Origin of the sequence: Actinosynnema sp. NPDC023794 (assembly GCF_040639675.1) — a bacterium.
Lineage (GTDB): Bacteria > Actinomycetota > Actinomycetes > Mycobacteriales > Pseudonocardiaceae > Actinosynnema > Actinosynnema luteola.
In genome coordinates this window covers 185,452-210,998 of the sequence record NZ_JBFAFR010000008.1, presented here as the reverse complement: position 1 = coordinate 210,998, position 25,547 = coordinate 185,452, and the positions used below count along the sequence as shown (strand labels likewise).

General features: G+C 70.5%; 24 protein-coding genes. 17 read left to right on the top strand and 7 right to left on the bottom strand.

Features of this window, described 5'->3' with window-relative positions; all coding sequences use genetic code 11:
* Position 1: 1 nt before the first annotated feature.
* From AB0H12_RS19860 to AB0H12_RS19850, 3 genes are read right to left on the bottom strand one after another with little or no spacing between them, the layout of a single operon-like run.
* The gene (locus AB0H12_RS19860) at positions 2 to 835 is read right to left on the bottom strand and encodes an ABC transporter permease (protein ID WP_499624318.1); all 834 of its coding nucleotides are present in this window, start codon (positions 833 to 835) and stop codon (positions 2 to 4) included.
* Positions 832 to 1,857, bottom strand: a complete 1,026-nt coding sequence (locus AB0H12_RS19855; RefSeq protein WP_499624316.1) for an ABC transporter ATP-binding protein — start codon at positions 1,855 to 1,857, stop codon at positions 832 to 834. Before AB0H12_RS19855 ends, AB0H12_RS19860 begins: the two co-directional genes overlap by 4 nt.
* On the bottom strand, positions 1,854 to 2,993 hold the full coding sequence (locus AB0H12_RS19850; protein ID WP_499624314.1) for a LolA family protein: 1,140 nt from the start codon (positions 2,991 to 2,993) through the stop codon (positions 1,854 to 1,856). The genes AB0H12_RS19855 and AB0H12_RS19850 overlap by 4 nt, the downstream gene beginning before the upstream one ends.
* Before the next feature lie 139 nt (positions 2,994 to 3,132).
* On the opposite strand from AB0H12_RS19850, the gene AB0H12_RS19845 reads away from it, so the two are divergent.
* The 3 genes from AB0H12_RS19845 to AB0H12_RS19835 are packed head-to-tail and all read left to right on the top strand — an operon-like array spanning position 3,133 to position 5,994.
* Positions 3,133 to 3,867: a response regulator transcription factor gene (locus AB0H12_RS19845; protein WP_053723208.1), complete on the top strand. Its 735-nt coding sequence runs from the start codon at positions 3,133 to 3,135 to the stop codon at positions 3,865 to 3,867.
* Entirely contained in the window at positions 3,864 to 5,150 is a 1,287-nt protein-coding gene (locus AB0H12_RS19840; RefSeq protein WP_499624312.1) for a sensor histidine kinase, read from the top strand. The genes AB0H12_RS19845 and AB0H12_RS19840 overlap by 4 nt, the downstream gene beginning before the upstream one ends.
* Before the next feature lie 25 nt (positions 5,151 to 5,175).
* Positions 5,176 to 5,994 (top strand): (deoxy)nucleoside triphosphate pyrophosphohydrolase, encoded by an 819-nt coding sequence (locus AB0H12_RS19835; protein ID WP_499624310.1) that lies wholly within the window; start codon positions 5,176 to 5,178, stop codon positions 5,992 to 5,994.
* A gap of 152 nt (positions 5,995 to 6,146) precedes the next feature.
* On the opposite strand, the gene trpS is transcribed toward AB0H12_RS19835, so the two are convergent.
* Positions 6,147 to 7,112: a tryptophan--tRNA ligase gene (gene trpS / locus AB0H12_RS19830; protein WP_499624308.1), complete on the bottom strand. Its 966-nt coding sequence runs from the start codon at positions 7,110 to 7,112 to the stop codon at positions 6,147 to 6,149.
* 193 nt (positions 7,113 to 7,305) lie between these two features.
* Between trpS and AB0H12_RS19825 the strand changes: the two genes are divergently transcribed.
* Positions 7,306 to 7,605, top strand: coding sequence for a YciI family protein (locus AB0H12_RS19825; RefSeq protein WP_499624306.1), 300 nt, complete (start codon positions 7,306 to 7,308; stop codon positions 7,603 to 7,605).
* A gap of 46 nt (positions 7,606 to 7,651) precedes the next feature.
* Here the strand turns inward: AB0H12_RS19825 and AB0H12_RS19820 are convergent, their stop codons facing one another.
* Positions 7,652 to 7,870 (bottom strand): hypothetical protein, encoded by a 219-nt coding sequence (locus tag AB0H12_RS19820; RefSeq protein WP_499624304.1) that lies wholly within the window; start codon positions 7,868 to 7,870, stop codon positions 7,652 to 7,654.
* Positions 7,871 to 8,017: 147 nt separating this feature from the next.
* Between AB0H12_RS19820 and typA the strand changes: the two genes are divergently transcribed.
* The gene (gene typA / locus AB0H12_RS19815) at positions 8,018 to 9,919 is read left to right on the top strand and encodes a translational GTPase TypA (RefSeq protein ID WP_499624302.1); all 1,902 of its coding nucleotides are present in this window, start codon (positions 8,018 to 8,020) and stop codon (positions 9,917 to 9,919) included.
* A gap of 615 nt (positions 9,920 to 10,534) precedes the next feature.
* On the opposite strand, the gene AB0H12_RS19810 is transcribed toward typA, so the two are convergent.
* Positions 10,535 to 10,741 carry a hypothetical protein gene (locus AB0H12_RS19810; protein WP_499624427.1) on the bottom strand — a complete coding sequence of 69 codons (207 nt, stop codon included), beginning with the start codon at positions 10,739 to 10,741 and terminating at the stop codon, positions 10,535 to 10,537.
* On the opposite strand from AB0H12_RS19810, the gene AB0H12_RS19805 reads away from it, so the two are divergent.
* From AB0H12_RS19805 to AB0H12_RS19765, 9 genes are all read left to right on the top strand, one after another.
* The gene (locus AB0H12_RS19805) at positions 10,656 to 12,044 is read left to right on the top strand and encodes an ABC transporter substrate-binding protein (RefSeq protein WP_499624301.1); all 1,389 of its coding nucleotides are present in this window, start codon (positions 10,656 to 10,658) and stop codon (positions 12,042 to 12,044) included. The two genes, AB0H12_RS19810 and AB0H12_RS19805, sit on opposite strands and share 86 nt — an antisense overlap.
* 291 nt (positions 12,045 to 12,335) lie before the next feature.
* A complete protein-coding gene (locus tag AB0H12_RS19800) occupies positions 12,336 to 14,156 on the top strand; it encodes an ABC transporter family substrate-binding protein (RefSeq protein ID WP_499624299.1) in 1,821 nt (606 codons plus the stop codon).
* A gap of 154 nt (positions 14,157 to 14,310) precedes the next feature.
* On the top strand, positions 14,311 to 15,309 hold the full coding sequence (locus AB0H12_RS19795) for an ABC transporter permease (RefSeq protein ID WP_230567456.1): 999 nt from the start codon (positions 14,311 to 14,313) through the stop codon (positions 15,307 to 15,309).
* Positions 15,302 to 16,255, top strand: a complete 954-nt coding sequence (locus AB0H12_RS19790; protein ID WP_230567317.1) for an ABC transporter permease — start codon at positions 15,302 to 15,304, stop codon at positions 16,253 to 16,255. The genes AB0H12_RS19795 and AB0H12_RS19790 overlap by 8 nt, the downstream gene beginning before the upstream one ends.
* Entirely contained in the window at positions 16,252 to 17,439 is a 1,188-nt protein-coding gene (locus AB0H12_RS19785; RefSeq protein ID WP_499624297.1) for an ABC transporter ATP-binding protein, read from the top strand. The genes AB0H12_RS19790 and AB0H12_RS19785 overlap by 4 nt, the downstream gene beginning before the upstream one ends.
* Complete coding sequence (locus AB0H12_RS19780; protein ID WP_499624296.1) at positions 17,436 to 18,503, top strand: ABC transporter ATP-binding protein; 1,068 nt, start codon at positions 17,436 to 17,438, stop codon at positions 18,501 to 18,503. Before AB0H12_RS19785 ends, AB0H12_RS19780 begins: the two co-directional genes overlap by 4 nt.
* 78 nt (positions 18,504 to 18,581) lie before the next feature.
* On the top strand, positions 18,582 to 19,421 hold the full coding sequence (gene mshB, locus AB0H12_RS19775; RefSeq protein ID WP_499624294.1) for an N-acetyl-1-D-myo-inositol-2-amino-2-deoxy-alpha-D-glucopyranoside deacetylase: 840 nt from the start codon (positions 18,582 to 18,584) through the stop codon (positions 19,419 to 19,421).
* Positions 19,418 to 19,810: a hypothetical protein gene (locus AB0H12_RS19770; protein ID WP_499624293.1), complete on the top strand. Its 393-nt coding sequence runs from the start codon at positions 19,418 to 19,420 to the stop codon at positions 19,808 to 19,810. Before mshB ends, AB0H12_RS19770 begins: the two co-directional genes overlap by 4 nt.
* Positions 19,791 to 20,534, top strand: a complete 744-nt coding sequence (locus AB0H12_RS19765; protein ID WP_499624291.1) for a hypothetical protein — start codon at positions 19,791 to 19,793, stop codon at positions 20,532 to 20,534. The genes AB0H12_RS19770 and AB0H12_RS19765 overlap by 20 nt, the downstream gene beginning before the upstream one ends.
* Here AB0H12_RS19765 and AB0H12_RS19760 read toward each other — a convergent pair.
* Positions 20,510 to 21,247 (bottom strand): GNAT family N-acetyltransferase, encoded by a 738-nt coding sequence (locus tag AB0H12_RS19760; RefSeq protein ID WP_499624290.1) that lies wholly within the window; start codon positions 21,245 to 21,247, stop codon positions 20,510 to 20,512. The genes AB0H12_RS19765 and AB0H12_RS19760 overlap by 25 nt on opposite strands.
* A gap of 145 nt (positions 21,248 to 21,392) precedes the next feature.
* Here AB0H12_RS19760 and fdxA point away from each other — a divergent pair, with 145 nt between their 5' ends.
* The 3 genes from fdxA (at position 21,393) to AB0H12_RS19745 (ending at position 25,485) form a co-directional block, all read left to right on the top strand.
* Positions 21,393 to 21,719, top strand: a complete 327-nt coding sequence (gene fdxA / locus AB0H12_RS19755; protein WP_053716290.1) for a ferredoxin — start codon at positions 21,393 to 21,395, stop codon at positions 21,717 to 21,719.
* A complete protein-coding gene (gene dapC / locus AB0H12_RS19750) occupies positions 21,716 to 22,810 on the top strand; it encodes a succinyldiaminopimelate transaminase (RefSeq protein WP_499624288.1) in 1,095 nt (364 codons plus the stop codon). The genes fdxA and dapC overlap by 4 nt, the downstream gene beginning before the upstream one ends.
* Before the next feature lie 215 nt (positions 22,811 to 23,025).
* Positions 23,026 to 25,485, top strand: a complete 2,460-nt coding sequence (locus AB0H12_RS19745) for a tetratricopeptide repeat protein (RefSeq protein ID WP_499624287.1) — start codon at positions 23,026 to 23,028, stop codon at positions 25,483 to 25,485.
* Positions 25,486 to 25,547 lie beyond the last annotated feature (62 nt).

Genomic DNA, 25,547 nt, shown 5'->3' with positions numbered 1-25,547 from the left:
GCTAGTTGTCCTTGGTCGCCAACCGCATTGCCGCCAACGACATCCCGATCAGGATGTAGCACCCGGCCAACGCCGTGCTGCGCCACAACCCCTCGGTCGGCAACGGGTCGCGCATCACGTCGATCAAGCCGTCCCACGCGGACGTGAGGAGGTACGGGTGCAGCCAGTCCAACGCGCTGAACACGCCCAGCACGGCGAACACGATCACACCGGCCATCGTCGCCGCCATCACCACCAACGGGTGCTCGGTGCACGCCGAGATCGCCATCGCGATCGCCGCCACACCCCACACCTGCACGGTGACCAGCAGGATCGTCAGCACGATCCGCCCGAGCGCCGCGCCGAACGACAGCGTGGACCCCGACAGCGTGAGCATCCCCTCGCCGCCGAACAGCACCACACCGGTGATCGCGCCGACGAACGCGATCAGCGTCACCGCGAACAACGTCATCGTGGCCACGCCGAACGCCTTGATCCCGAGCAGCCGCAGCCGCCCCACCGGCGAGATCATCAGCCCGCGCAACGTGCCGTGCTGCGCCTCACCGGCCAACCCGTCCGCCGCCCAGATCGCGCCGACCAGCGGCAGCAGCAGCGGCAGCGCCAGGAACAGCGTGAACACCGGCAGCACGAGCCCGTTGCCCGCGATGATGGCGGCCAGACCCGGCCCCGCGGCGCCGTCGTCGTCCACCGCGAACCACAGCCCGATCCCGGCCAGGACCGGCACCAGGCACAGCGACGCCAGCCCGATCACCGTCCGCGGCCGGCGCACGATCCAGCGCAGCTCCGAGCGCAGTTGCCTGCCCAGCGGAGCGCGCGTGGCGACCAGCGCGCTCATCGGGCCCCCTCCTCGATCGTGTCCACGGCGGACAGGTTGTGCTCGGACTCCTCGGCCTCGGTGAGCCGGGCGAACAGATCTTCCAGACCGGTGCGGTGCCGACGCGCCTCGTGCACCTCGACCCCCGCGTTCACCAGCGTCTGCACCACCACGGGCGCGGTCGTGCCGATGAGCTCGACCCGCACGCCCTCCTCGATCGGGCGCGCCGAGATCCGACCGGCGCGCAACGCGTTCAGCGCGTCGTCCACGTCCGGCGTGACGACCAGCAGCGAACTGCTGTCCGCGTGCAGCAACTCGGCCAGTTCCCCTTGCGCCACCACGGTCCCCCGGTGCAGCACGGCGACGTGCGTGCACGTCGCCTCGATCTCGCTGAGCAGGTGCGACGACACGACGACCGTGCTGCCCGCCTCGTGCAGGTCCGCGATCACCTTGCGCACCTCGCGCGTGCCCGCCGGATCCAGACCGTTGGTCGGCTCGTCCAGCACGATCAGCTTCCGCTTCACGAGCAGCGCCGAGGCCAGCCCCAGCCGCTGCTTCATGCCCAGCGAGTACCCCCGGTAGCGCCGGTGCGCGGCGGCGGCGAGGCCGACCCGCTCCAACGCGTCCTCGACGGCCTGCCTGATGTCGCCCGAGGCGAGCAGCGGCTCGAAGGCCGCCGCCCGCCGCAGGTTCTCCCGCCCCGACAGGAACGGGTGGAACCCCGGACCCTCGACCAGCGCGCCCACGTGCGGCAACGCCTCCGCGACGCCGTCGGGCAACGCCTTGCCGAGCAGCTCGACCTCGCCCTCGGTCGGCCGCACGAGCCCCAGCAGCATGCGGATCGTGGTGGTCTTGCCCGACCCGTTGGGGCCGAGCATCCCGAGCACCGCCCCCCGCGGCACGTCCAGGTCCACCCGGTCCACCGCGACCGTGCGCCCGTACACCTTGCGCAGTCCCCGCGTCCGGGCCGCGAAGACCGGGGTGGAGCCGGCGGTCCCGGACGGGGACGCCGACTCCACCCGCGCGCTGGTCGAGGAGGTCACTTGACCTGGCCGATCGCGTCCACGAGCACCTGCTCCGGCACCGCGCCCGCGGCCACCCGACCGTCGTCGGCGATCAGCACGCCACCGACGCGCGTGGTGATGAGCGTGCCCGAGCCCCAGTCGCCGCTGACCTGCTTGCCCAGCTGCTTGATCAGGCCCTGCACGTCGACGTCACCACCCTCGCCGCGCTCCTGCCACCGGCCCTCGCGCTGGCCCTGCTCCCGCTGCGCGTCCGCGAGACCGGTCAGGGCGTCGTCCGGCACGCGCGCGGCCAGCACGACGTCCCAGCCCTCGCCGATGACCTGCGGGTTCGCCTCGGTGAACGCCTGCTCGGCGGCGGCCTTGTCCTCGGCCGACGGCGCGTCGACCTCGGGCTCGGTCACCTTCGCGCCGGCGGGCGGCGTGAACGCGAACAGCGACGCGTCCTGCGGGCCGACGTTCAGCTCGGAGAACCCGACCTGCACGGCCGGCGCGTCCGTGCCGTTGGTCAGCACGGCCACCCGCAGCGGCACCCGCAGCTCCGAGTCGACCGCGACGCGCACCTCGCGCAGCACCGTCTTCTCGGTCGGCTTCGGCGTCAGCACCAGCTCGTACACCGGCCGGTTCGCCACCCGGGCGGTGCCGTCGACGGTGACGTCGCTGTACTCCTGGATCGCCGCCACCACCTGGCGCGACAGCGTCACCGGGTCCGTCGGCACGGCCTGCTGCTCGCCGCCGAGCTCCGGCTCGTGCTGCTCGAACGCGCCGTGCGGCATCTTCGTCACGGTCTGCTCGGCGGAGTCCCACAGCCACGCGGTCCGGCCGTCGTCGACGAACGTGCGCTCGGAGTCGCCGCCGGGCAGCTGCACCCGGAGCTTGCCCTGACCGTCGGTCCAGACGCGCAGGTTGCTGGCGCCGTCCGACGCCTGCGGCACGCCCGCGATCGCCGGGATGCCCAAGTCGTTGTTCACGTCCACCGTGCCGCCGAACGCGGCCGGCTGGGCGTTCAGCACGGACTCGACCAGCGCCTCGGCGCTCACGTCCGGCAGCACCGGTGCGGGACCGGCGCCGGCGGGCATCGCGAGGAGCCCGAGCCCGGTCGCACCGGCGACCACGCCTGCCGCCGCCGCCACGACGGTCACCCTTCTCCGGTTCATGTGTCCCTCCTCCTACCGGGCAGCCCCTTGCGACCCGACAACCCAGACACTCCTCCGCGAGCCCTGAGATCGAGCTGAGAGCGGCCCGGACGCTGAGAGCGACCTGAGACTCCCGCGCCGATTGTCCTCCTCACGGGGCATGCTGTGGGACGTGAGACCACGGGTGCTGGTTGTGGACGACGAGATCGGCGTACGACGCGCGTTGGAACGCGGCCTCTCCGCGGAGGGCATGGAGGTGGTCACCGCCGCCGACGGCCCCAACGCCCTGCGCGTGGCGTTGACCGGCGCGTTCGACGTGGTGCTGCTGGACATCATGCTGCCCGGCCTGTCCGGCTACCGGGTGTTGCAGCGGATGCGTGCCGAGGGGGTGCGCACGCCCGTGCTGATGGTGTCGGCCAAGGACGGCGAGGTCGACCAGGCCGACGGCCTCGACCTCGGCGCGGACGGCTACCTGGTGAAACCGTTCTCGTTCGTGGTGCTGGTGGCGCAGGTCCGGGCGTTGCTGCGGCGCAACTCCGCCGACCTGGCGCGGCGCAGGCTCAAGCTGGGCGAGCTGGTGGTGGACCGCGCCATGCGCGAGGTGAGCTGGGCCGGCGAGCCGGTGTCGCTGTCGCCGCGCGAGTACGCCGTGCTCGACGTGCTGGCCAGCCGGGCCGGATCGGTCGTGACCAAGGACGAGCTGCTGCGCACGGTGTGGGGCGACGAGCAGGCCGCCACCCGCAACGCGGTCGAGGTGTACGTCGGCTACCTGCGGCGCAAGCTCGACGCGATGGGCGCGGGCGAGGTCGTGCGCACCGTGCGCGGCCACGGCTACCTGGCGTCCACGCCCGACCTCGACGCGGCGCTGGGTTCGGCGGGGACCAGGCGCAGGTGAACCTGCGCCGGTGGTGGCCGCCGCGCCGGTGGTGGCTGCGGCGGACGCTGAGGTTCCGCATCACCGTCGTGGCGACCGGCGTGGCCCTGCTGTGCCTGCTCGCGTTCACCCTCCTCGCACCCCAGCTCATCGGGTACGTGCAGGTCAACGCCGTAGACCGGGAGCTGGCCAAGGCGGAGCACGCACGCGTGCTCGACACCGCGGGCAACCCGCTGGACGGTGGGCCGAAACCCGACCTGACCGCGGCGGAGGTCCGCGCGCTCAAGGCGGGCGAACCCGTGCTGCGGATCGACGGCCCCAGCGCGCACCGGTGGATCGGCCGGGTGGAGTTCGCCGCGGACGGCACCCCCCGGCTGCACGTCGCCGGCGACACCCTGGTCGGCTACCGCGAGGCGAACCAGCTCGGCACGCGGTGGCTCGCGGTGGCCGCGGTGCTGGTCGCGGGCCTGGTCGGGATCGCGACGTGGCTGGCCGTGCGGTCGTCGTTGCGGCCCGTGGAGCGGATGCGGGTGGCCGCGGCGGAGCTGCCGCGCGGCCAGCGCCTGCCCGTGCCGGCCGCGCGGGACGAGCTGCAAGCGCTCGCGGAGGCGTTGAACGCCCTGCTGGCCCGCCGCGACGAGGCCACCGAACGGCTGCGCCGGTTCACCGGTGACGCGGCGCACGAGCTGCGGTCGCCCGTGACGTCCGTGCGGGCGCAGGCCGAGGTGGCGGTCGCGCACCCCGACCCGGACTTCTCCATCGAGGTGCTCGAATCGGTGGTGGAGGAGTCGGAACGGCTGTCCGCGCTGGTGGACGCGTTGCTGATCCTGGCGCGCGCGGACACCGGCGAGCTGCCCCGCGCCGAGCCCGTCGACGTGGTGCTGCAGGCGCAGGCCGCCGTCGACCGGTTGGGGGAGACGGAGCTGCTCGTGCAGCTGGCCGCGCCGATGAGCGCGTGCCTGATCTCCGCCGCGGGCACGGAGGTCGAGCTGGTGCTGGACAACCTGCTGCGCAACGCCGCCCGGTACGCCCGGACGTTCATCCGGATCTCCGTGCTGCCGGCCGTGCGCGAGGTGCGGTTGCTGGTGGACGACGACGGGCACGGCATTCCCGAGGAGCACCGGGAGAAGGTGTTCGACCGCTTCTACCGGGTCGAATCGGACCGGGGACGGGCCACCGGCGGGTTCGGGCTGGGGCTGGCGCTGGTGGCGCACCTGGTGCGGCGGCGGCGCGGGACGATCCGGGCCGGCGAGTCGCCGGAGGGCGGCGCCCGGCTGGAGGTGCGCTGGCCGCTCTACCGGTGACGTCGGGGTGGCAGGATCGACGACCGTGCCCGAGCTGAGAACCACCACCCTGGTCGACGCGCCGCTGCGGACCGTCGCCGCCGCGTTGCTGGACGCGCGACTGCTGGCGCGTGCCGTGCGGGGGCTGGGCGTGCGGATCACGGGTGGCGCGCCGGTGCTGTTCGTGGGTGCTTCGCTGGCCGGGTCCGTGGGGCCGGTGAACGGGACGCTGGTCGTGACGCGGGCCGACACCACGGGCGTGTCGGCGGAGCTGGTCGGTGGGCCGTTGCCGCGGTTCACGCTGGTCACGGACCTGCTGCACACCGGCGGCGGCACGATGGTGGTCGACTCCGTCGAGTGGTCCACGCCCGGCGGCCCGTTCGGGCGGCTGGCGGACGTCCTGGTGGGCCGCGGCTTGGCGCTCAAAGTCCTGGAGGCACGTGCCGCCGCCGTGGCCGCGCGCAGCATCGACCTGCTGAGCGCGCGCGTAGTAGTAGGTGCCGCGATCATCCGCGACGGCCTGCTCCTGGCCCAGCAGCGCAGCTACCCGCCCGAGGCCGCCGGCAAGTGGGAACTGCCGGGCGGACGCGTGGAACCGGACGAGACCGACCACGCCGCCGTGATCCGCGAGTGCTCGGAGGAACTGGGCGTGACCGTCACCCCGGGCGACCGGATCGGCCCGGACGTCCCCCTGCGCTCCGACCTGATCCTCCGCGCCTACACGGCCACCCTGACCTCCGGCACCCCGATCCCCACCGACCACCAGGCGATCCGCTGGCTGACCTCCGCCGACCTGGACACCGTCGACTGGCTCCCCGCCGACCGCGTCCTCCTCCCCTCCCTCCACCCCCACCTCCTTTCTTGACCCCCGCGCGTGTCGAACACTCAGGTCCCGCGTGTCGAACACTCAGAACGGCCGTGTCCTACGTTCAGGACCCCCGAGTTCACCATTCGGAACGTTGAACTCGGGGGTCCTGAAGGTTCGACACGCGCGACCTGAGTGTTCGACTCGCGGAGTCAGCCCAGGCCGGACATGCGCAGGGCGGCGTCGAGGCGGTGGGTGCAGCGTTCACGCGAACGTTCCGCGCCGTGCGCCCGCGCCCGGTCCAGCTCGGCCGGGTCGTCGAGCAGCCCCTGCGTCACCTCGCGCACGGACCGCAGCTCCTCGACCACCGCGTCCGCCGCGGCCTCCTTCAACTCCGAGTAGTCCTTCACCGATCCCGCCAGCTCCTGCGGGTCCTTCCCCGTGCACGCCGCCAGGATCTCCAGCAGGTTCGCCACGCCCGGCTGCTCCTCCGGCGCGTAACGCACCTCACCCCGGTCGTCGGTCACCGCACGCCGGATCTTGCGCCGCACCAGGTCCGGCGGGTCGAGCACGAACACCGTGCCCGCCGCGTCCTTCGCCGTCTTGGCCATCTTCCGCGACGGATCGGCCAGGTCACGGATCCGCGACGCGGTCGGCGGCACGACGGACCGCGGCATCACGAACACCTCGCCGTACGTGCCGTTGAACCGACGCGCCAGCACCCGCGCCAGCTCCACGTGCTGCCGCTGGTCGTCACCGACCGGCACCTCGTGCGCGCCCTGCAGCAGGATGTCGGCGGCCATCAGCACCGGGTAGGTGAGCAGGCTCAACCGGACCGACGACCGGCCCGCCGACTTCTCCTTGAACTGGATCATCCGGGCCGCCTCGCCGTAGGTGCAGGTGCACTCCAGCACCCACGTCAACGCGCCGAGCTCGCGGACCAGGTCGGACTGCACGGCCACCGACCGCGGGTCGACGCCGGCGGCGATGAGCACCGCCAACTGCTCCCGGGTCAGTGATCGCAGTCGTGACGGGTTGTGCGACGTCGTCATCGCGTGCAGGTCGCTGATGAAGTAGACGTCCTCTTCGGTGCCCTCGGCGGCCCACCGCCTGATGGCGCCGAGGTAGTTGCCCAGCTGGACCGGACCGGACGGGGTGATCGCGGACAGCCTGATCATGGTGATCCCTTCGGGGTGTGCCCGCTCGACGTGACCCCCGAAAGCACGAAGGCCGCCCCAGCGGGCGGCCTGCGTTCGTCTGACGCGCAGTTCTCAGGGCCGCCGGAAGGCGGACCACCAGAACGGGTAAAGAGTGCGCATAGCCGCGATTCTAGCGTGTTACCCGGGTGTGTCACGGGTCTACATTTCATCTATGTACGTCGTGCTGCTGGAGTACACCGCACCGCTGGACGAGGTCGACTACGCGCTCCCGGACCACGTGGAGTGGCTGAAGAAGCAGTACGAGGCCGGGCACTTCCTGGCCTCGGGCCGTCAGGTGCCCCGCGTGGGCGGCGTGATCATCGCGCGGCCGATGCCGCGCGGGAAGCTGGACGCGCTGCTGGCGACCGACCCGTTCGCGACCGCCAAGCTGGCGAAGTACCAGGTGGTGGAGTTCACGGCCACCCGGACCGCGCCGGAGCTCGCCAGGATCAACGAGGCGGTGATGGGCTAGCCCGCGGGCGGCCCCGTCCCACCCGGCGTCGGCCGGGCGGTGGCCCTCACGCGGCCACCTCCTTCTTGCCGGCCTTCTTGCCGGCCTTCTTCCCGTCCGCCTTCCGGGCCTTCTTGCGCTCCTTGCGCTCCTGCTTGGCCGCCTTCTTCGCGGCCTTCTCCCGCGCCTTGAGCAACACCACGACCGGACAGCTCTTGCACCTCGGCGTCGAACGGCAGCACTTCTTCTTGACCTTGACCTTGCCCACGCGGCGTGCTCCACTCATCCGGGTGTCCTCAGAGTAGGTGAGGCTGACCTCACCTGCCGTCCCTGTGTGGTAAGGGCGCTGCGCCCGGTAAGCTGTAGTCAGGCTGCGCGCGATCCAACGTCCGGCGCCTGGCTTCCCTCGCACAGACTGCTCTAGGAGTTCCGCGTGCCCACGGCCACCGCGTCGATCAAGGAAACGCTGGTCCGCAACGACCTGCGCAACGTCGCGATCGTCGCGCACGTTGACCACGGCAAGACGACCCTCGTCGACGCCATGCTCCGCCAGTCCGGGGCCTTCTCCGAACGTGCCGAGCTCGTCGACCGGGTCATGGACTCGGGCGAGCTGGAGCGTGAGAAGGGCATCACGATCCTGGCCAAGAACACCGCCGTGCGCCGCCACACGCCCGACGGTCCCGTCACCATCAACGTGGTCGACACCCCCGGGCACGCCGACTTCGGCGGTGAGGTCGAACGCGGCCTCTCCATGGTCGACGGCGTCGTGCTGCTCGTCGACGCCTCCGAAGGCCCGCTGCCGCAGACCCGGTTCGTGCTGCGCAAGACGCTGGCCGCAGGTCTGCCGGTGATCCTGGTGGTGAACAAGGTCGACCGCCCCGACGCCCGGATCTCCGAGGTCGTCGAGGAAGCGCACGACCTGCTGCTCGACCTGGCCAGCGAGGTCGGCGCCGACGACTCGGTGCTCGACCTGCCGGTCGTCTACGCCTCGGCGCGCGCCGGCCGGGCGTCGCTCAACCAGCCCGAGGACGGCGGCCTGCCCGACGAGGAGAACCTCGACGTGCTGTTCGAGGTCCTGTTCCGCCACATCCCGGCCCCGCTGGGCGACTCCGACGCGCCGCTGCGCGCGCTGGTGACGAACCTCGACGCGTCGTCGTTCCTCGGCCGGATCGCGCTGTGCCGCATCGAGGCGGGCACCATCCGCAAGGGCGAGACGGTGGCCTGGTGCCGCGAGGACGGCACGATCCAGAAGGTCCGCATCACCGAGCTGCTGATCACCGAGGCGCTGGACCGCGTGCCCGCCGAGCAGGCGCGCGCGGGCGACCTGGTCGCCATCGCCGGCATCCCGGACATCACCATCGGCGACACGCTCGCCGACGTGGACAACCCCGAGCCGCTGCCGCGCATCACCGTGGACGAGCCGGCGATCTCGATGACCATCGGCGTCAACACCTCGCCGCTGGCCGGCCGCGGCGGCGGCACCAAGCTGACCGCGCGGGTGCTCAAGGCCCGGTTGGACTCGGAGCTGGTCGGCAACGTGTCGGTGCGCGTGCTGCCCACCGAGCGCCCGGACACGTGGGAGGTGCAGGGCCGCGGTGAGCTGGCGCTGGCCATCCTCGTCGAGCAGATGAAGCGGGAAGGCTTCGAGCTGACCGTCGGCAAGCCGCAGGTGGTCACCAAGACCGTCGACGGCAAGCTGCACGAGCCGTTCGAGCGGTTGACGATCGACGCGCCGGAGGAGCACCTGGGCGCCATCACCCAGCTGCTGGCCAACCGCAAGGGCCGGATGGAGAACATGTCCGGCCACGGTTCCGGGCGGATCAAGCTGGAGTACGTCGTGCCGTCGCGCGGCCTCATCGGCTTCCGCACCGAGTTCCTGACCGAGACGCGCGGCACCGGCATCGCGAACGCGGTGTCCGAGGGCTACGCGCCGTGGGCCGGTGAGATCCGGACCAGGCACAACGGCTCCCTCGTCGCCGACCGCTCGGGTCAGATCACCGCGTACGCGATGATCCAGCTGGCGGACCGGGGCACGTTCTTCGTCGAGCCCGGCGCCGAGGCGTACGAGGGCATGGTCGTCGGCGAGAACCCGCGTGCGGAGGACCTGGACGTCAACGTCTGCCGTGAGAAGAAGCTGACGAACATGCGCACGTCGACCGCCGACGTGATGGAGACCCTGGCCCGGCCGCGGAAGCTGTCGTTGGAGGAGGCGCTCGAGTTCTGCGCCCCCGACGAGTGCGTCGAGGTCGCGCCGGAGGTCGTGCGGGTGCGCAAGGTGATCCTGGACGCGAACCAGCGGGGCCGCGAGCGCAGCCGCAACAAGTTGCGGGGCTGACCGCTACTCCTTATATATAGGGTCTGCTGAACGGGCACCTCGGGCTTCGGCCGGAGGTGCCCGTTCTGCTTTGCCGGCCACCCCACCCGTGACTGCCAAACACGACCGGGTGAACATTGGCCAAGAATGTACGGTAACACTGTTACCTCCCCTCGGTTGGAACATGAGGAAACCGACCGACCGCCCCGACCCCGACCACCCCACCACCCACCCCGCTTCCCACACCCACCGGCTTCCCCCACCCCCGCCTGCCACCCCCACGGCCCGCCCGCCACCGGGACCCGGCGGCCCGCCGGGCCCGCCTGACCCGCCTGACCCGCCGGGCCCGCCGGGCCAGAGGCGCCGGCAGAGAAGTGGCGGAGTGGCGTGAGGGGAGTGGGGGAGGTCGCGGTGGGGGAGTGGTGGGGTTGGGCGTCAACTGTCAGCGCCGTCTGGCACGCTCGTACCCATGGGGACGCGGACGGTTCTTGCGGTGTTGGCTGCGCTCGCGCTGGTCGCGGCGGGTTGCACGGCCACACCGCCGCCGCCCCTGGTGCCGTCGACGCCCGGCATGACGGTGGTCCCGAAGGAGAAGCAGAACGAGATCGTCGTCGGCATGGACGACGTCAAGGGCGGCTACAACCCGCACACGCTGGCCGGCCAGAGCACCGTCACGACGGCGTTGGCCGCGTTGCTGCTGCCCTCGACCTTCCGCACCGACGCGGACGGCAGTCCGCGGCTCGACCTGGACCTCCTGGTGAGCGCCGAGGTGACCAGCGCGGAGCCGTACACGGTCACGTACGCGTTGCGCCGTGACGCCAGCTGGTCCGACTCGGCGCCCATCGCGGCCGAGGACTTCGTCTACCTCTGGCAGCGGATGCGGGAGGAGCCCGGGGTGATCGACCCCGCCGGGTACCGGCTGATCGACGACATCGCCAGCCGTGAGGGTGGCAAGGTCGTCGAGGTCGCGTTCAGCAAGCCGTACCCCGGCTGGCGGAGCCTGTTCCGCAACCTGCTGCCCGCCCACCTGCTGAAAGACGCCCCCGGCGGGTGGAGCGCGGCTCTCGCGGACAGCTTCCCGGCCACGGCGGGGCCGTTCGCGGTCCGCACGCTGGACCAGCCGCGCGGCGAGATCGTCCTCGAGCGCAGCGACCGCTTCTGGGAGGCGCCGCCCGCGCTCGACCGGGTGATCCTGCGCCGCGCGACCCAGCACGACACGGTCGAGGCGTTGAACACCGGCGACGACCAGGTCGCCCTCATCCGCGCGGACGCCATCGCGGTCAAGGACATCGACGAACTGGCCAAGACCACGTCGCTCGCCAGCGTGGTCGTGCCGCGTCCGGAAGTCGTCCAACTCCTCCTCCGCCCCGCGTCGCCGCGAATGCAGGACCTCCGCGTCCGCACCGCGGTGATGAACCTGCTCGACCGCGACGACCTGATCGCCGCCGGCACCCGCAGCGGACCCAGTGCGAACCTCCGCGCGGACGCCCAGGTGATCCCCCCGAGCAAGCCCGGCCACACCCCGACCATGCCCGCCAAGGCCGGTGACCCGGCGCTACTGCTCACCGAGGCGGGTTACACCCGACCGGATGATGGGCAGTGGGGGCGGGACGGCAAGCCGCTCGAGTTGACCATCGCCGCACCGGCCGGGGTCGAGCCGTACGTGACCGTCGCGAACCGGGTTCAGCGTCAACTGTCATTGTCCGGAATCGCCGCACGCGTCCTGACAACGCCGCCCAATCAGTTGTTCGGCCAAGATCTGTCGGATACCGCCGCTTCCAATGAGCCCGTCGACATTGCCGTCGTGCCCCAGGTCGACACCGGCGATTCCGCGGCCGTTCTGGCATCCACATTCGGGTGTCGCCCGTCACCCGAGGACGGCGGTACACCCATTCCGGCGAATCTGTCCGGTTTCTGCGACCAGACGGTCCAGCCGGTGATCGAACAGGCCCTCAGCGGGCAGGTGCTGCTCGCCGACGCCCTCAAGACCATCGAACCGGTGCTCTGGCAGCAAGCGGTCTCGATGCCGTTGTTCCAGGTAGCGGACCTGCTGGTGGTCCTACCGGAGGCCGACGGCGTCACCGCCGGTGCTCCGTTCGCCGGTCCGCTGAGCACCGCGCGCACCTGGCGGCGTGAAGATCGTTGACCGTTGACCCGGACGAAACACTGGCTTCAAGATGCGTTCGCGGTGCAGTATTGACAGTATTCTCGTCGTCCGGTTAACGAACGCTCCCGCCCGGTAACGACGGAGTCGCGTGCTGCGACCAACGTGTCACCCTTTGGTCACGATCGGCCGATGGGCAGTGACCGTGCCGCGCACTGGTTCTTATCGTGCTGCAACGGTGTGTCGGTTCGGGGCGCGTTTGGCACATCACGGTTATGGGTGGAAGTCGGCCCAAACGGTCGCTCCAACCCAGTGCTAGGAGGGCACGTGTCGATGAGGAGATCAAAGGCTGTCACGGCGTTCGCGCTGCTGACCTCGGCCACGCTCGTGTTGAGCGCGTGCGGCGGCGGCGGCACGAGCGGCGACCAGGGTGGCCAGCAGAACGCCGACCCAGGCAAGATCGGCGCGCAGGACGAGGTGTTCCAGCGTCCGAAGGTTGACGACATCGGCGAGATCGCCATCGCCGTCGAAGAGGGCTTCGACGACTACCAGAACTACATCGGTGCGTCGAACAGCTTCGCCAACACGATCGCGTTGTCGAATGTGATCCCCTCGCCCTACTTCACCGACTTCGTCGACGGCAAGCTGGTCATCAAGGTCGACGGCGACCTGATGGAGTCGATCAAGGTCGTCTCGAGCGACCCGCAGGTCATCGAGTGGAAGGTGCGGAAGGAGGCGGTCTGGTCCGACGGCGAGCAGATCGACTGCGACGACTTCTACCTGAAGTGGCTGGCCGCGACGAGCAAGGCCACCATCAAGGGCGAGGACGGCACCGAGGTCTCGATCTGGGACGCCACGCCGACCGGGTACGAGAACATCGAGAAGATCGAGTGCTCGGACAACGACAAGACCGTCAAGACCTCCTTCTTCAAGGACAAGCCGTACGCCGACTACCGCGGCATCTTCTCCACCCCCGGTAGCGACGGTCTCCTCCCGGCGCACGTCCTGGAGAAGCAGACCGGCATCGCCGACATCATGAAGGTCACGCCGGAGCAGAACGACGACCAGGTCAAGAAGGCCGCCGAGTTCTTCACCAAGGGCTGGCGCGGCTACAACAAGGACCTGTCGCTGTCCGGCAGCGCCTACATGATCGAGTCGACGGACCTGAAGGACCAGACGGTCCTCGTCCGCAACCCGAAGTGGTGGGGCAACCCCGGTGGCCCGGCGCGGGTCATCCTGAAGACCAACACCGACTCGCAGTCGGCGACCCAGCAGCTGCAGAACAAGGAAGTCGCCGTGATCGCGCCGCAGGCCGACCCGGCGGTCGCCCAGCAGCTGCGCGGCGACAGCGCGTTCACCGTCTTCGCGGCCGGTGGCCAGACCTTCGAGCACGTCGACTTCAACATGTCGCTGCCCTTGTTCAAGAACAACAAGGAACTGCGGCTGGCGATCGGGCAGTGCTTCGACAACCAGGGCCTGGTCGACAAGCTGATCAAGGACGTCGACCCGAACGCCACCCCGCTGGGCAGCCTCGTGATGATGCCCAACGAGGTCGGCTACGAGGACCACTACAGCGACCTCGGCAAGGGTGACGTGGCCGCGGCCAAGAAGACCCTCGAGGACGCCGGCTGGAAGCAGGGCGCCGACGGCATCTACGCCAAGGGCGAGTTCCGCGCGTCGTTCAAGCTGGGCCACAAGATCGTCCAGCGTCGTGCCGACACGGTCCGCATCCTGCAGGACAAGTGCAAGCAGGCCGGTATCGAGATCATCCAGGACCAGGCTGACGACTTCAACTCCAAGCGGCTCACCGCGAGCGAGTTCGACGCGGCGCTGTTCGCGTGGGTCGGCCAGCCCCTGAAGGCCGGCGCCTACGGCAACTACGCGTCGAAGGACGCGGGCGGCTCGGGCAACTACAACCTCTACTCGAACAAGCAGGTCGACGAGAAGTGGAAGGCCGCCAACGGTGAGCTCGACTACCAGAAGCGCCTGACCATGATGAACGAGGTCGACAAGCTGATGCGGGACGACCTGCACAGCATCCCGCTGTTCCAGCTGCCGGACTTCGCGGCGAGTGACGCGAACATCGGCCCGATCGCCTACGTCGGCGTCGGCGGCGGTGTCACGTGGAACCTGTTCGCGTGGCAGAAGAAGTAGGTTCGGCGCGGTTCGCTTGAGTTGTAGAAGATGAGTCCGGCCCGGGGGGTCGGTGCCGACCGCACCGACCCCCCGGACGGTGTCCGCGTTCCGGTGGGTGGGATCGCCGGCTGTCGCAGGCGGCTGGCCTGCCTGGGAAGACAAGAGACTTGTCATGTTCCGTTACATAATCCGGCGGTTGTTGATCGCGATTCCGCTGCTGATCGCCGCCTCGTTCCTCTGCTTCGGACTCACCGCCGCGATGGGCGATCCCCTGGACGAGTGGAAGCTCCAGAAGCCGCGGACCCCGGCCGAGGTCGCCCTCGCCTACGAGCGCACGGGCTACAACAAGCCGTTCGTCGAGCGCTACGTCGACTGGGCGGGCAAGTTCGTCACCGGTGACTGGGGCGAGTCCGTCGTCCCCGGCAACGCGGGCAAGCCGGTCAAGGACGACCTGTTCAAGGCCTTCACCGTCACGCTGCGCCTGATCGTCGCGGCCGAGTTGATCGCGCTGATCCTCGGCATGGCGATCGGCGTGATCGGCGCGGTCAAACAGTACTCGATATTCGACTACACAGCGACCGGAATAGCGTTCGCGATGTTCTCGATGCCGCTCTTCTGCGTCGCCCTCATCCTGAAGGCGGGCGGCATCCAGCTCAACAACTGGCTGGAGTCGATCGGCGGGGACCGGTGGATCATCACCGCGGGACCGCCGGGTGACGGCTTCAAGGGCAGCTTCGGCGAGCAGGTGTTCCAGTACAGCGGCGCCTACATCCTGCCGACGATCTGCCTGGTGGTGATCCAGTTCGCGCTGTACAGCCGGTTCCAGCGCGCGTCCATGCTGGAGACTCTCAACGCCGACTACGTGCGCACGGCGCAGGCGAAGGGCATCTCGCAGGGGCGGTCCATCTTCCGGCACGCGTTCCGCAACGCCCTGATCCCGATCATCACCGTCTCGTCGTTGAACATCGGCGCCGGCTTCGGCGGCGCGGTGATCACCGAGACGGTGTTCGGCTGGTCCGGCATGGGCAAGTTCCTGATCGACGCGATCACGAAGAAAGAGCCATACCAGGTGCTCGGCTTCATGATGGTGACCGCGGTGTTCATCATCGTGTTCAACCTGATCGCGGATGTCCTTTACGCCTACCTGGACCCGAGGATTCGCCTTGACTGAGATCGGTTCGCCTGTGGCGCAGGCTCCAACGCCCAACTCAGCCGAGGCCAGTCAGTTCGACACCACCTCGGCCCGCAAGCAGTGGCAGGTCATCCTGCGCCGCTTCCTGCGACACCGCGCCGCCGTCGTCGGCCTCGCGCTGTTCGTCGTGCTCGTGCTGTTCGCCTTCCTCGGCGGCCTGATCTGGAAGTACTCCTACACCGACCTGGGCTTCCAGCGGTACCTGCCGCCCAGCGGCGACCACCCGTTCGGCACCGACCGGCTCGGCGGCGACATGGTCGCCCTGATCATCCGCGGCTCGCAGTTCTCGTTGCAGATCGCGATCGTGGTCGCCCTGGTGTCCACGGTGATCGGCGTCGTGCTCGGCGCGCTCGCCGGGTACATGCGCGGCTGGGTCGACAGCCTGATCAGCCGGTTCATCGACCTGCTGCTGGTCATCCCCGCGTTCGTGATCGCGGCGGTGCTGGTCCGCAACAGCTTCGTGCTCTCCGTGGCCGGCGGCAGCGGCAGCAACTGGCTCATCGTGGCGCTGTACCTCGGCCTGATCGGCTGGCTGTCGATCGCCCGCGTGATCCGCGGCATGGTGCTGTCGTTGCGGGAGAAGGAGTTCGTGGAGGCGGCCCGCGCGCTGGGCGCGTCCACGACGCGGATCGTCTTCCGGCACATCCTGCCCAACACGGTCGACGTGATCATCGTGAACGCCACGCTGGCGGTCGCCCAGGCGGTGCTGCTGGAGGCCGCGCTGTCGTTCATCGGCCTCGGCGTGCAGCCGCCGGACACCTCGCTCGGGCTGATGATCAGCCTGAACAAGAACGAGCTGACGCTGCACCCGTGGTTGTTCTTCATCCCGTTCGCCTTCATCGTGCTCATCTCGCTGTCGGTGAACTTCATCGGCGACGGTCTCCGGGACGCCTTCGACCCGCGGCAGAAGAGGGTGAAGGCATGAGTGAGGTGGACGTGATGGGTGCGCCCGAGTCGTCGGCGTGGCAGAACACCGCCGGCAGCGGCGAGAAGCTGCTGCGGGTGGAGAACCTGTCGGTCGACTTCCCGACCGACGACGGCACCGTGCACGCCGTGCGCGACGTGTCGTTCACCCTCGGCCCCGGCGAGGTGCTCGGCATCGTGGGCGAGTCGGGTTCCGGCAAGTCCGTGTCGTCGATGGCGATCATGGGCCTGCTGCCCAAGACCGCGAAGGTCGGCGGGTCGATCAAGTTCAAGGACCGTGAGCTCGTCGGCCTGGACTACAAGCAGATGCAGCCGGTGCGCGGCAACGGCGTCTCGATGATCTTCCAGGACCCGATGACCTCGATGAACCCGGTCTACACGGTGGGCTGGCAGCTCGCCGAGGCGCACCGGGCGCACCACGACGTGTCGAAGAAGGCCGCCTGGGCCAAGGCCGTCGAGGCGCTGGAGCTCGTGGGCATCCCGCAGCCGGACCGCCGCGCCGCGCAGTACCCGCACGAGTTCTCCGGCGGCATGCGGCAGCGCGCGATGATCGCGATGGCGATCATCAACGACCCGGACGTGATCATCGCCGACGAGCCGACCACGGCGCTGGACGTGACCGTGCAGGCGCAGATCCTGGACACGCTGCTGCGCATCCGGGACGAGACGAGCGCGGGCATCATGGTCATCACGCACGACCTGGGCGTGGTGGCGGGCATGGTGGACCGCGTGCAGGTCATGTACGGCGGCACGGTCGTCGAGCAGGGCTCCGTGGACGAGGTCTTCGAGGCGCAGCGGATGCCGTACACCGTCGGCCTGCTGGGCTCGATCCCGAACCCGAACATGCTGGGCAAGCGGCTCACGCCGATCAAGGGCGCGCCGCCGTCGCTGATGAACCTGCCGCGCGGCTGCTCGTTCTCGCCGCGCTGCCCGTTGGCGATCGACGAGTGCCGCGAGACCGAGCCGCTGCTGCTGGAGACCGACCGGGCCGGCCACTTCGCGCGGTGCCACCGCTCCGCGCACCTGGCGACCATCGAGAACCCGCAGCGGCTGTTCGTCCACGACGAGATCGGCGTGGTCGAGAACCCCGCGTCGCTGACCATGGCGAACCCGGACATCCCGGTGAGCGAGGACCTCGACGTGGTCGAAGCTCGGTTGCACGAAGAGGAGAAGCCGACCTCATGACGTCGACTGACATCAATCCCCAGGCCGGTGGCCTCGCTTCGGGCGGACGTCCGGGCGAGACCCCGCTGCTGGAGGTCAAGGACCTGGTCAAGTCGTTCCCGGTGCGCGGCGGCGGCATCATCCCGCGCACGGTGGGGCAGGTCCAGGCGGTGTCCGGGGTGAGCTTCGACCTCTACCCGGGCGAGACGCTGGGCCTGGTCGGCGAGTCCGGCTGCGGCAAGTCCACCACCGGTCGGGCGATCCTGCAGCTGCACAAGCCGACGTCGGGCTCGGTGAAGTTCGAGGGTCGCGAGCTGACCACGTTGCGGGGCAAGGGCCTGCGGTCCGTGCGCCGGGACATGCAGATCGTGTTCCAGGACCCGTACGCGTCGCTGAACCCGCGCTGGCAGATCAACGAGCTGATCTCCGAGCCGTTCAAGATCCACGGCGTGCCCGGGGGCGGCGGCACGGACGTGCAGCACCGGGTCAACGAGCTCATGGAGCTGGTGGGCCTGAACCCGGAGCACCGCAACCGGTACGCGCACGAGTTCTCCGGCGGCCAGCGCCAGCGCATCGGCATCGCCCGGGCGCTCGCGCTCAACCCGAAGCTCGTGGTGCTGGACGAGCCGGTCTCCGCGCTGGACGTGTCGGTGCAGGCGGGCGTGGTGAACCTGCTGGAGGAGCTGCAGGAACGCCTCGGTCTGGCGTACCTGTTCGTGGCGCACGACCTGTCGGTCGTCCGGCACATCTCCGACCGGGTCGCCGTGATGTACCTCGGGAAGATCATCGAGATCGGCGACCGGGAGGACATCTACGCCCGGCCGATGCACCCCTACACGCAGGCGCTGCTGTCCGCGGTGCCGGTGCCTAACCCGAAGGTGGAACGCGGGCGTCAGCGGATCGTGCTCACCGGTGACGTTCCGTCGCCGGTGAACCCGCCGTCGGGCTGCCGCTTCCGCACCCGGTGCTGGAAGGCGCAGGACATCTGCGCCGTCGAGGAGCCCAAGCTGGAACGGCGCGGCGACGGCGACGGCACGCTCTCCGCGTGCCACTTCGCCGAGGTGGTCCCCGCCCTCGTCGGCTGAGTTCGGGTTCTCGGCCGCTGCTCCGCAGACCGCGACCTCGCGGCTGGGTGCGGAGCAGCGGCCAACTACTCTGATCCGGTGACGCTCACCGCTCCACCACGGTTGCTGCTGGTACACGCACACCCCGACGACGAGAGCCTGTGGACAGGCGGCACCATCGCCCGCTACTCGGCGATGGGCGTGCACGTCACCGTGGTCACCTGCACCCTCGGCGAGGAGGGCGAGATCATCCCGCCCGCGCTCCAGGAGCTGACCGCGGACGCCGCCGATCAGCTCGGCGGGTACCGGGTCGCGGAACTGAGATCCGCCTGCGCGGCGCTCGGCGTGACCGACCACCGGTTCCTGGGCGGCATCGGCCGCTGGCGGGACTCCGGGATGGCGGGCGTCGAGGCGAACGGCCACCCTCGCGCGTTCGTCAACGGCTCGCCCGACGAGCAGACCGCCGCCCTGGCGGAGATCATCGCTTCGGTGAAGCCGCAGGTCGTGGTCACCTACGACGCTTTCGGCGGCTACGGGCACCCCGACCACATCCGGGCGCACGAGATCACCATGGCGGCGGCGACGGACGTCGACCGCGTCTTCCACGCCGTGACGTCCCGCGCCGCGACCGAAGCGGGCGCGGCGGCGTTGGCGGAGATCCCCGACCTGCCGTGGCGGCTGCCCGCCGAGGGCGAGCTGGCGGTCACCGACGACGCCGCGATCACCACCACGATCGACATCTCCGAGCACCTGGTCGCGAAGCTGAGGGCGTTGCGCGCGCACTCCACGCAGATCAGCGTGTGGCAGGACGGCTCGGGCCGGGCCGCCTACGCGCTGTCCAACGGCATCGCGCAGCCCGTCGTGCAGGCCGAGCACTACGTGCTGGCCAAGGGGCCCGCGGAGGGCGCGGAGACAGACCTGTTCGGAGGGCTCGATTGACCGATCGCCTGGCTCTCGTCGGGATCGCGCTCGCGGCGTTCGTGCTCGCGGTGCTCGAGCTGTTCTTCCTGCCGATGCGGCTGGACGGCACGCTCCTGCCGCGGGTGGACGACCTGCCGTTCCCGATCACGGTGGTGCTCGCGATCGTGACCACGCCGCTGCTGGTCCTCGCCGCCTCACGGCACGCGCGCCGCGGCCTGGCCGCGGTGTCGCCGCTGCTGGTGTGGATCGGCACGTTGCTGCTGTTCGGCCTGTTCGGCCCGGGCGGTGACGTGGTACTCCTCAACGACTGGCGCACCCTGGTGCTGTTCGCCGGGGGCGCGTTGCCGGGCGCCATCGCGGTGGGCGCGCACATGGGGAGGACGGCAGGTGCCGGAGACGATCACTGACCGGGACGTGGTGCGGGCCCTGCGCCCGTTCGTGCGGGCGACCGGGCCGCTGCTGGACACCCTGCGCGACGTGAACCTGCTCGGCCTGCGCGACCGCGAGGTGGAGCGCGACGCCGACCGCAAGCTCGTCGACAAGCTCTGGGACCAGCTGGCCGCGGTGAAGGTGCCGGGCACGGCCGCGTGGACGCGGATGGACGTGCTCCAGCGCGACGAGTTCTGGCTCAACCGGGTCGGCCGGGTGGTGTCGCTGGTCGCCGCGCTGCCCGGCATCGGCGGCGTGCTGGCCGACCGGCTGCCGATCCAGTCGGCGCTCGGCGCGGCGGGGCAGGGGCTGCTGCTGTCGGCGATCGCGGGCGAGCACGGGTTCACCTCGACCGAGGACCGGGTGCGGCTGCTCGCGCACGTGCTGTTCCAGCGGGAGGTCGACGGGCTGCCGGTCGACCGGCTGCCCGGGGAGACGCGCACCGAGGACGAGCAGACCGCGCTGCTGACCGAGGAGCTGCGGGAGCGGTCCACGTTCCGGGCGATCGGCGCGACGATCTGGAAGCTCGCCAAGGTCCTCTGGAAGCTGGAGGACGAGCTGGACAAGCGCCCGCAGGGCCGGCTGTACCACCAGGCGCTGGGCATGCTGCCCGTCGTCGGCGTGGTGGGCGACTACTTCGGCGAGCGCTCGGCGTTGAAACGGGTCCGCAAGGCCGCCTACGCGTGGTTCGACACCCAGTAGCGGTAGCGGTGGTGCTCGACGCAGCCCAGCGACTCGTAGAGCGTGATCGCGGGCTTGTTGTGCTCGGCCACCTGGAGCGCGCACGTCGTCGCGCCGCGCTCGACGCCCCACGCCGCCAGCGCGCCCATCAGCCGTCGTGCCAGGCCGAGCCGGCGTGCCTCGGGGCGGACGGCGAGCCGTGCCACGTGGAGCAGGTCGCCGACGACGGCGCCGCGCACGGCGGCGAGCACCCGGCCGTCCCCGACGACCGCGCCGAAACCGATCTGCCCGCCGGACGCGAGCACGTGCCGTTGCGCGGGGGTGGGGTCGGCTTGCGCGGCCAGCTCCCACCATCCGGGAGAGGGGCGGTCCGAAATGTCCACGTCGGCTTCCTTCGGGGTGGCGAACCCAGCCGTCCGGCCGGTCATCACCAGCGATTCCGCGCCCCCCGGGTGCTCGACGTCGATCCGCCATCCGGCCGCTTCGACCTCGGCCTCGGCCGGTGCGCCGATCACCACGTGCGCGGCCGGCTCGATGCCGTTGGCGGTCGCGAAGTCGATCACCTCGGTGAGCGCGTCGGCGACCGGGATCCCGGGATCGCCCGTGGTCAGGGCGCTGTTGGCACGTCCGGTGAAGCCGCCCGCGGCGCGCAGCCGCCACTGCCCGAGCGGCCGGTCGACCAGCGCCGGCCACGCGTCGGCGCACCGTTGCTCCAACTCGGTGACGTGCTCCACCCCCGCATCGTGCACCGCGCAGGTGAGCGGCGGTCTGTGAGCTGGAGCACGGTGCCGATAAGGCAAGCCTGCGCGTTGGACAATCGACTCCGCCGCGTACTCTCCGGCTTGCGCGGTGTGGACCAGAAAAGAGCAGGAGAGCGCAGTGACCTATGTGATCGCCCAGCCGTGCGTGGACGTGCTCGACAAGGCGTGCATCGAAGAGTGCCCCGTCGACTGCATCTACGAAGGCGACCGGATGCTCTACATCCACCCGGATGAGTGCGTCGACTGTGGTGCTTGCGAGCCGGTGTGCCCCGTCGAGGCCATCTACTACGAGGACGACGTGCCGGACGAGTGGAAGGAGTACACGAAGGCGAACGTGGACTTCTTCGACGAGCTGGGGTCCCCCGGCGGCGCCTCCAAGGTCGGCAAGGTCAGCGCCGACCCCGCGTTCATCAAGGCTCTGCCCCCGCAGGCGTCGCACGAGTGACGTTCAGCAGGAGGCTCCCGGACTTCCCCTGGGACTCGTTGGCCGACCACGCCGCCAAGGCGCGCACGCACCCCGGCGGCGTGGTCGACCTGTCCATCGGCACGCCGGTGGACCCGGTCCCGGAGCTGATCCGGCAGGCCCTCGGCACGGTGGCCGACGAGCCGGGCTACCCGACCACGCACGGCACGCCCGCGTTGCGCGAGGCGGTCGTCGGCGCGTTGGCGCGGCGGCACGGCGTGCTCGGGCTCGACCCGGTGGCGGTGCTGCCGACCATCGGGTCGAAGGAGCTGGTGGCGTGGCTGCCGACCTTGCTGGGCCTGGGGCCGGGCGACGTGGTGGCCATCCCGGCGTTGGCGTACCCGACGTACGAGGTGGGCGCGCGGCTGGCGGGTGCTTCGGTGGTGCGGCTGGCCGACGGCGAGCCGCCGCCGTCCGGGACCTCGCTGGTGTGGCTGAACTCGCCGTCCAACCCGACCGGTCGGGTGCTGTCCGAGGGGCAGTTGGCGCAGGCCGTGGCCGACGCGCGGGCGGTCGGGGCGGTCGTCGCGTCCGACGAGTGCTACCTGGCGCTGGCGTGGGACGCGCAGCCGGTGTCCGTGCTGCTGCCGTCGGTCAACGGCGGTTCGCTGGACGGTGTGCTGGCCGTGCACTCGTTGTCGAAGTCGTCCAGCCTGGCCGGGTACCGGGCGGGGTTCGTGACGGGCGGTCCGGCGCTGGTGGCGTCGTTGCTCGAGGTGCGCAAGCACGCGGGGATGATCGTGCCGCGGCCCGTGCAGGCGGCGATCACGGCGGCGTTGGACGACGACGCGCACGTGGCGGAGCAGCGCGAGCGGTACCGGGCGCGGCGTGACGTGCTGCTGCCCGCGTTGACGGCGGCCGGGTTCACCGTCGACCACTCGGAGGCCGGCCTCTACCTGTGGTCGACCCGTGACGGCGAGAACGCCTGGGACACCATCGGCTGGCTGGCGGACCGCGGCATCCTGGCCGCCCCGGGCACGTTCTACGGCCCGACGGGCGACCGGCACGTCCGCATCGCCCTGACCGCCACCGACTCCGCCATCACCACCGCCACCACCCGCCTCACCTCTTAACCGCCTCCGCCGCCCGCCGTAACGTCCCGCCGCCACACCCGATGGTGAGGTGGACGGTGCTCGGCACAACGGCGCCGTGGGTCACCGGAACGACGGGGACGAGCGTGGCACACGAATCGACAGGACAGAACCTCCGCTTACGGCGTGACGGCGGGTCCGGCAAGCACGTTTGGCGCTGGTCTGCCGCCGCGGTGTTCGTGGCGGGCGCCGCGGTCGTGCTCACGCAAGTGACGCCGGCCGACCTCGGCAACGGGTGGACGGGGTCGGCTCCCCAGGTCAGCGCCGCCGCGGCCACGTGCGCCATGGTCATCGCGCTGCTCACGTTCGTCGTCGTGCAGGTGCGGGAGACCCGTAAGGAGAGGCGCGAGCGGCGGGCGCGGGAGAGTGCCGAGCGGACGAGCCTGCGGGAGCACATCCACTTGTTCGTGGACGGCCGTTGTCCGAAGGTGCGGGAGGTCACCGACCACGCTGCGGTGGGCGTGACCAGATCGCTCGAACTGCGCGGTGACGGTGAAGCGGCCGCGTACGTGCCGCGTGACCTTGACGAGAAGCTGGTCGCGCTGCTCAAGGAGTCCGCTTTCACGCTGTTGCTCGGGGAGTCGAAGGCGGGCAAGACGCGGACAGCGTTCGAGGCGGTCCGGGCCGCGCACCCCGATCGGGCGCTGGTCGTGCCGCGCACCCCGGGATCGCTGGACAAGCTGATCTCCTTGGGAGTCGACTTCAGCGACTGCGTGGTGTGGCTCGACGACTTGGACCGCTACCTGGGCGCCGGTGGCGTCTCGTTGCAGACCATCACCGCGTTGACCGCCGGAGGATCCGGCACCTGCTGCGTCGTGGCCACCATGCGGAACAACGCCAAGAGGGTCTACGCCCCGGCCAACGGGCAGGACACCCCGGAGTGGCGGGTCATCCAGCAGGCCGAGTCCCGGTCACTGGACCGGTTGCTCACCGAGAGCGAACTCGACCGGATGGTCGCGGTGCTGCCCCACGTCACACCGTCCGCGCTGGCGAACCGGGGACTGGCGGAGTACCTGTCCGCGGCGCGCGACCTGGTCGACCGCTTCGACGACGCCGCCTCGGCCCACCCGTGCGGGCACCACCTGGTCCTGGCAGCGGTCGACCTGACGCGCTGCGGGCTCCGCGCACCCGCTACGGACCACCTGTTCGCGGTAGCCCGGGCGATCCGGCCCGCCACCGAGCCCGAGTGGTCCGACGACGACCTGACCGAGGCGTTGCGCTGGGCGTGCGAGGCGGTCTACGGCACCAGTTCGCTGGTGCGTTTGACCGACACGGGTCTCCGGGTTTTCGACTACCTGATCGACGAGGTTGACAGCCGCGATGAGGGCGTCCGCGACGAGGCGTGGGAATTCGCGCTGGCCGTGGCCGAGGAGGTCGAGCAGGTCGATGTCGCGCGAGCCGCCATCGCCTACAACCGAGTGGACATCATCGTGTCGCTGTGCCGCCGGTTGGCGGCCAGTCCCGATCCGGCGCGTGCGGGTAACGCCCTGTACAACCTGTCGATCCACGAGTACGGCGGCGGTGACAAGGCGGAGGCCCTGCGGCTGCTGCGCGAGAGCCAGGCGCTCGACTTCCCGTACGCCTACTACCGGGAGGCCGTGTGGGAGCTGCGGGCCAAGCACTGGAGGAAGGCCGACCGGCTCGCGGAGAAGGCCTTCAAGCTGGGCCACCCGGAGATCGCATCCATGATGGGGCACAACGCGATGCGCCGAAAGGACATGGTCCGGGCTCGGCTCTGGTTGGCGCGTGCCGCCGACCAGGGCAACCGCGACTGCCTGCGGCACCTGGTCGGCATCGAAGCCGAGCTGGGCGCGTCGCCGACCGCCCGGATCCGGATCGAGGAAGCGGCGCGTGACGGTGATCCGTTCAGCAGGCTGGCGTTCGCCGAGATCCTGCTGCACGAAGGACACCGGCGTGCGTCCCGCGCCCTGCTGCGCGACCTGCCGTTCGACGACGAGGCCTACCAGCGGCACGCGATGTTCATCGGGCGGATCCATGCCACGATGGGCAGCACAGCGAAGGCGGTGAAGTGGTACCGGCTGGCCGTCGCGGAGGGCGTCGAAGCTGCTCGGGTGGACTTGGCGATGCTCCTGCTCAAGGGGCCTGCCGAGTCGGAGGAGGCCTGGGACATCCTCCGGGGGGAGGCGGCGGGCGGATCGCGCAAGGCCAAGCGGGTGCTCGCGCGGGAAGCTGTGCGCCGCCGTGACTGGGCCGAGGCGGAGCGGTGGCTGGTCGAGCTGTCCGACGGCGACGACGCGCGGTCGACGCACGACCTCGCCCGCCTCTACCAGGTGACCGGCCGCCTGGACGAGGCCGAGACGTTCTTCACGCGTGCGTTCAAGCAGGGGGATCAGCACTGCGCCGACCACGTGGCCATGCTGGTCCTCACCCGGCGCGGGTATGAGGAGGCCCGCGTCTGGTTGGAGCGGGTGGCGCGCGGGTCGACGTCGATGGCGCGGTTGATCCCCGTGATCGACGAGCAGTCGGCACCGTTGATCGCCAGGATCACCCGCTGGCAGTTCACGCCCCTCGGCCTGCGGGTACAACGGCTGCTGTGGTCGTCGCCGCTGCTGGGCCGCGTGCTGCGGAAAATGACCGAGACCATGGACGTCCGCCTGTCGGACGTCAAGCTCGTCGCCTTCCACACCGACCACTGACCCCGCGCGAGTCGAACCTTCAGCGCCCGCGTGTCGAACGCTCAGGACCCCCGAATTCCACA

Bases quoted from the DNA above. Each gene is read 5' to 3' on its own strand.
- AB0H12_RS19845 (WP_053723208.1), top strand. From the start codon at position 3,133: ATGCTGTGGGACGTGAGACCACGGGTGCTGGTTGTGGACGACGAGATC.
- AB0H12_RS19850 (WP_499624314.1), bottom strand. From the start codon at position 2,993: ATGAACCGGAGAAGGGTGACCGTCGTGGCGGCGGCGGCAGGCGTGGTC.
- AB0H12_RS19825 (WP_499624306.1), top strand. From the start codon at position 7,306: ATGTACGTCGTGCTGCTGGAGTACACCGCACCGCTGGACGAGGTCGAC.
- AB0H12_RS19785 (WP_499624297.1), top strand. From the start codon at position 16,252: ATGAGTGAGGTGGACGTGATGGGTGCGCCCGAGTCGTCGGCGTGGCAG.
- trpS (WP_499624308.1), bottom strand. From the start codon at position 7,112: ATGATCAGGCTGTCCGCGATCACCCCGTCCGGTCCGGTCCAGCTGGGC.
- AB0H12_RS19810 (WP_499624427.1), bottom strand. From the start codon at position 10,741: ATGGGCGCCGAGTCGGACCAGCTGGCGTCACGGCGCAACGCGTACGTG.
- AB0H12_RS19820 (WP_499624304.1), bottom strand. From the start codon at position 7,870: ATGAGTGGAGCACGCCGCGTGGGCAAGGTCAAGGTCAAGAAGAAGTGC.
- AB0H12_RS19800 (WP_499624299.1), top strand. From the start codon at position 12,336: ATGAGGAGATCAAAGGCTGTCACGGCGTTCGCGCTGCTGACCTCGGCC.
- AB0H12_RS19860 (WP_499624318.1), bottom strand. From the start codon at position 835: ATGAGCGCGCTGGTCGCCACGCGCGCTCCGCTGGGCAGGCAACTGCGC.
- AB0H12_RS19795 (WP_230567456.1), top strand. From the start codon at position 14,311: ATGTTCCGTTACATAATCCGGCGGTTGTTGATCGCGATTCCGCTGCTG.
- AB0H12_RS19780 (WP_499624296.1), top strand. From the start codon at position 17,436: ATGACGTCGACTGACATCAATCCCCAGGCCGGTGGCCTCGCTTCGGGC.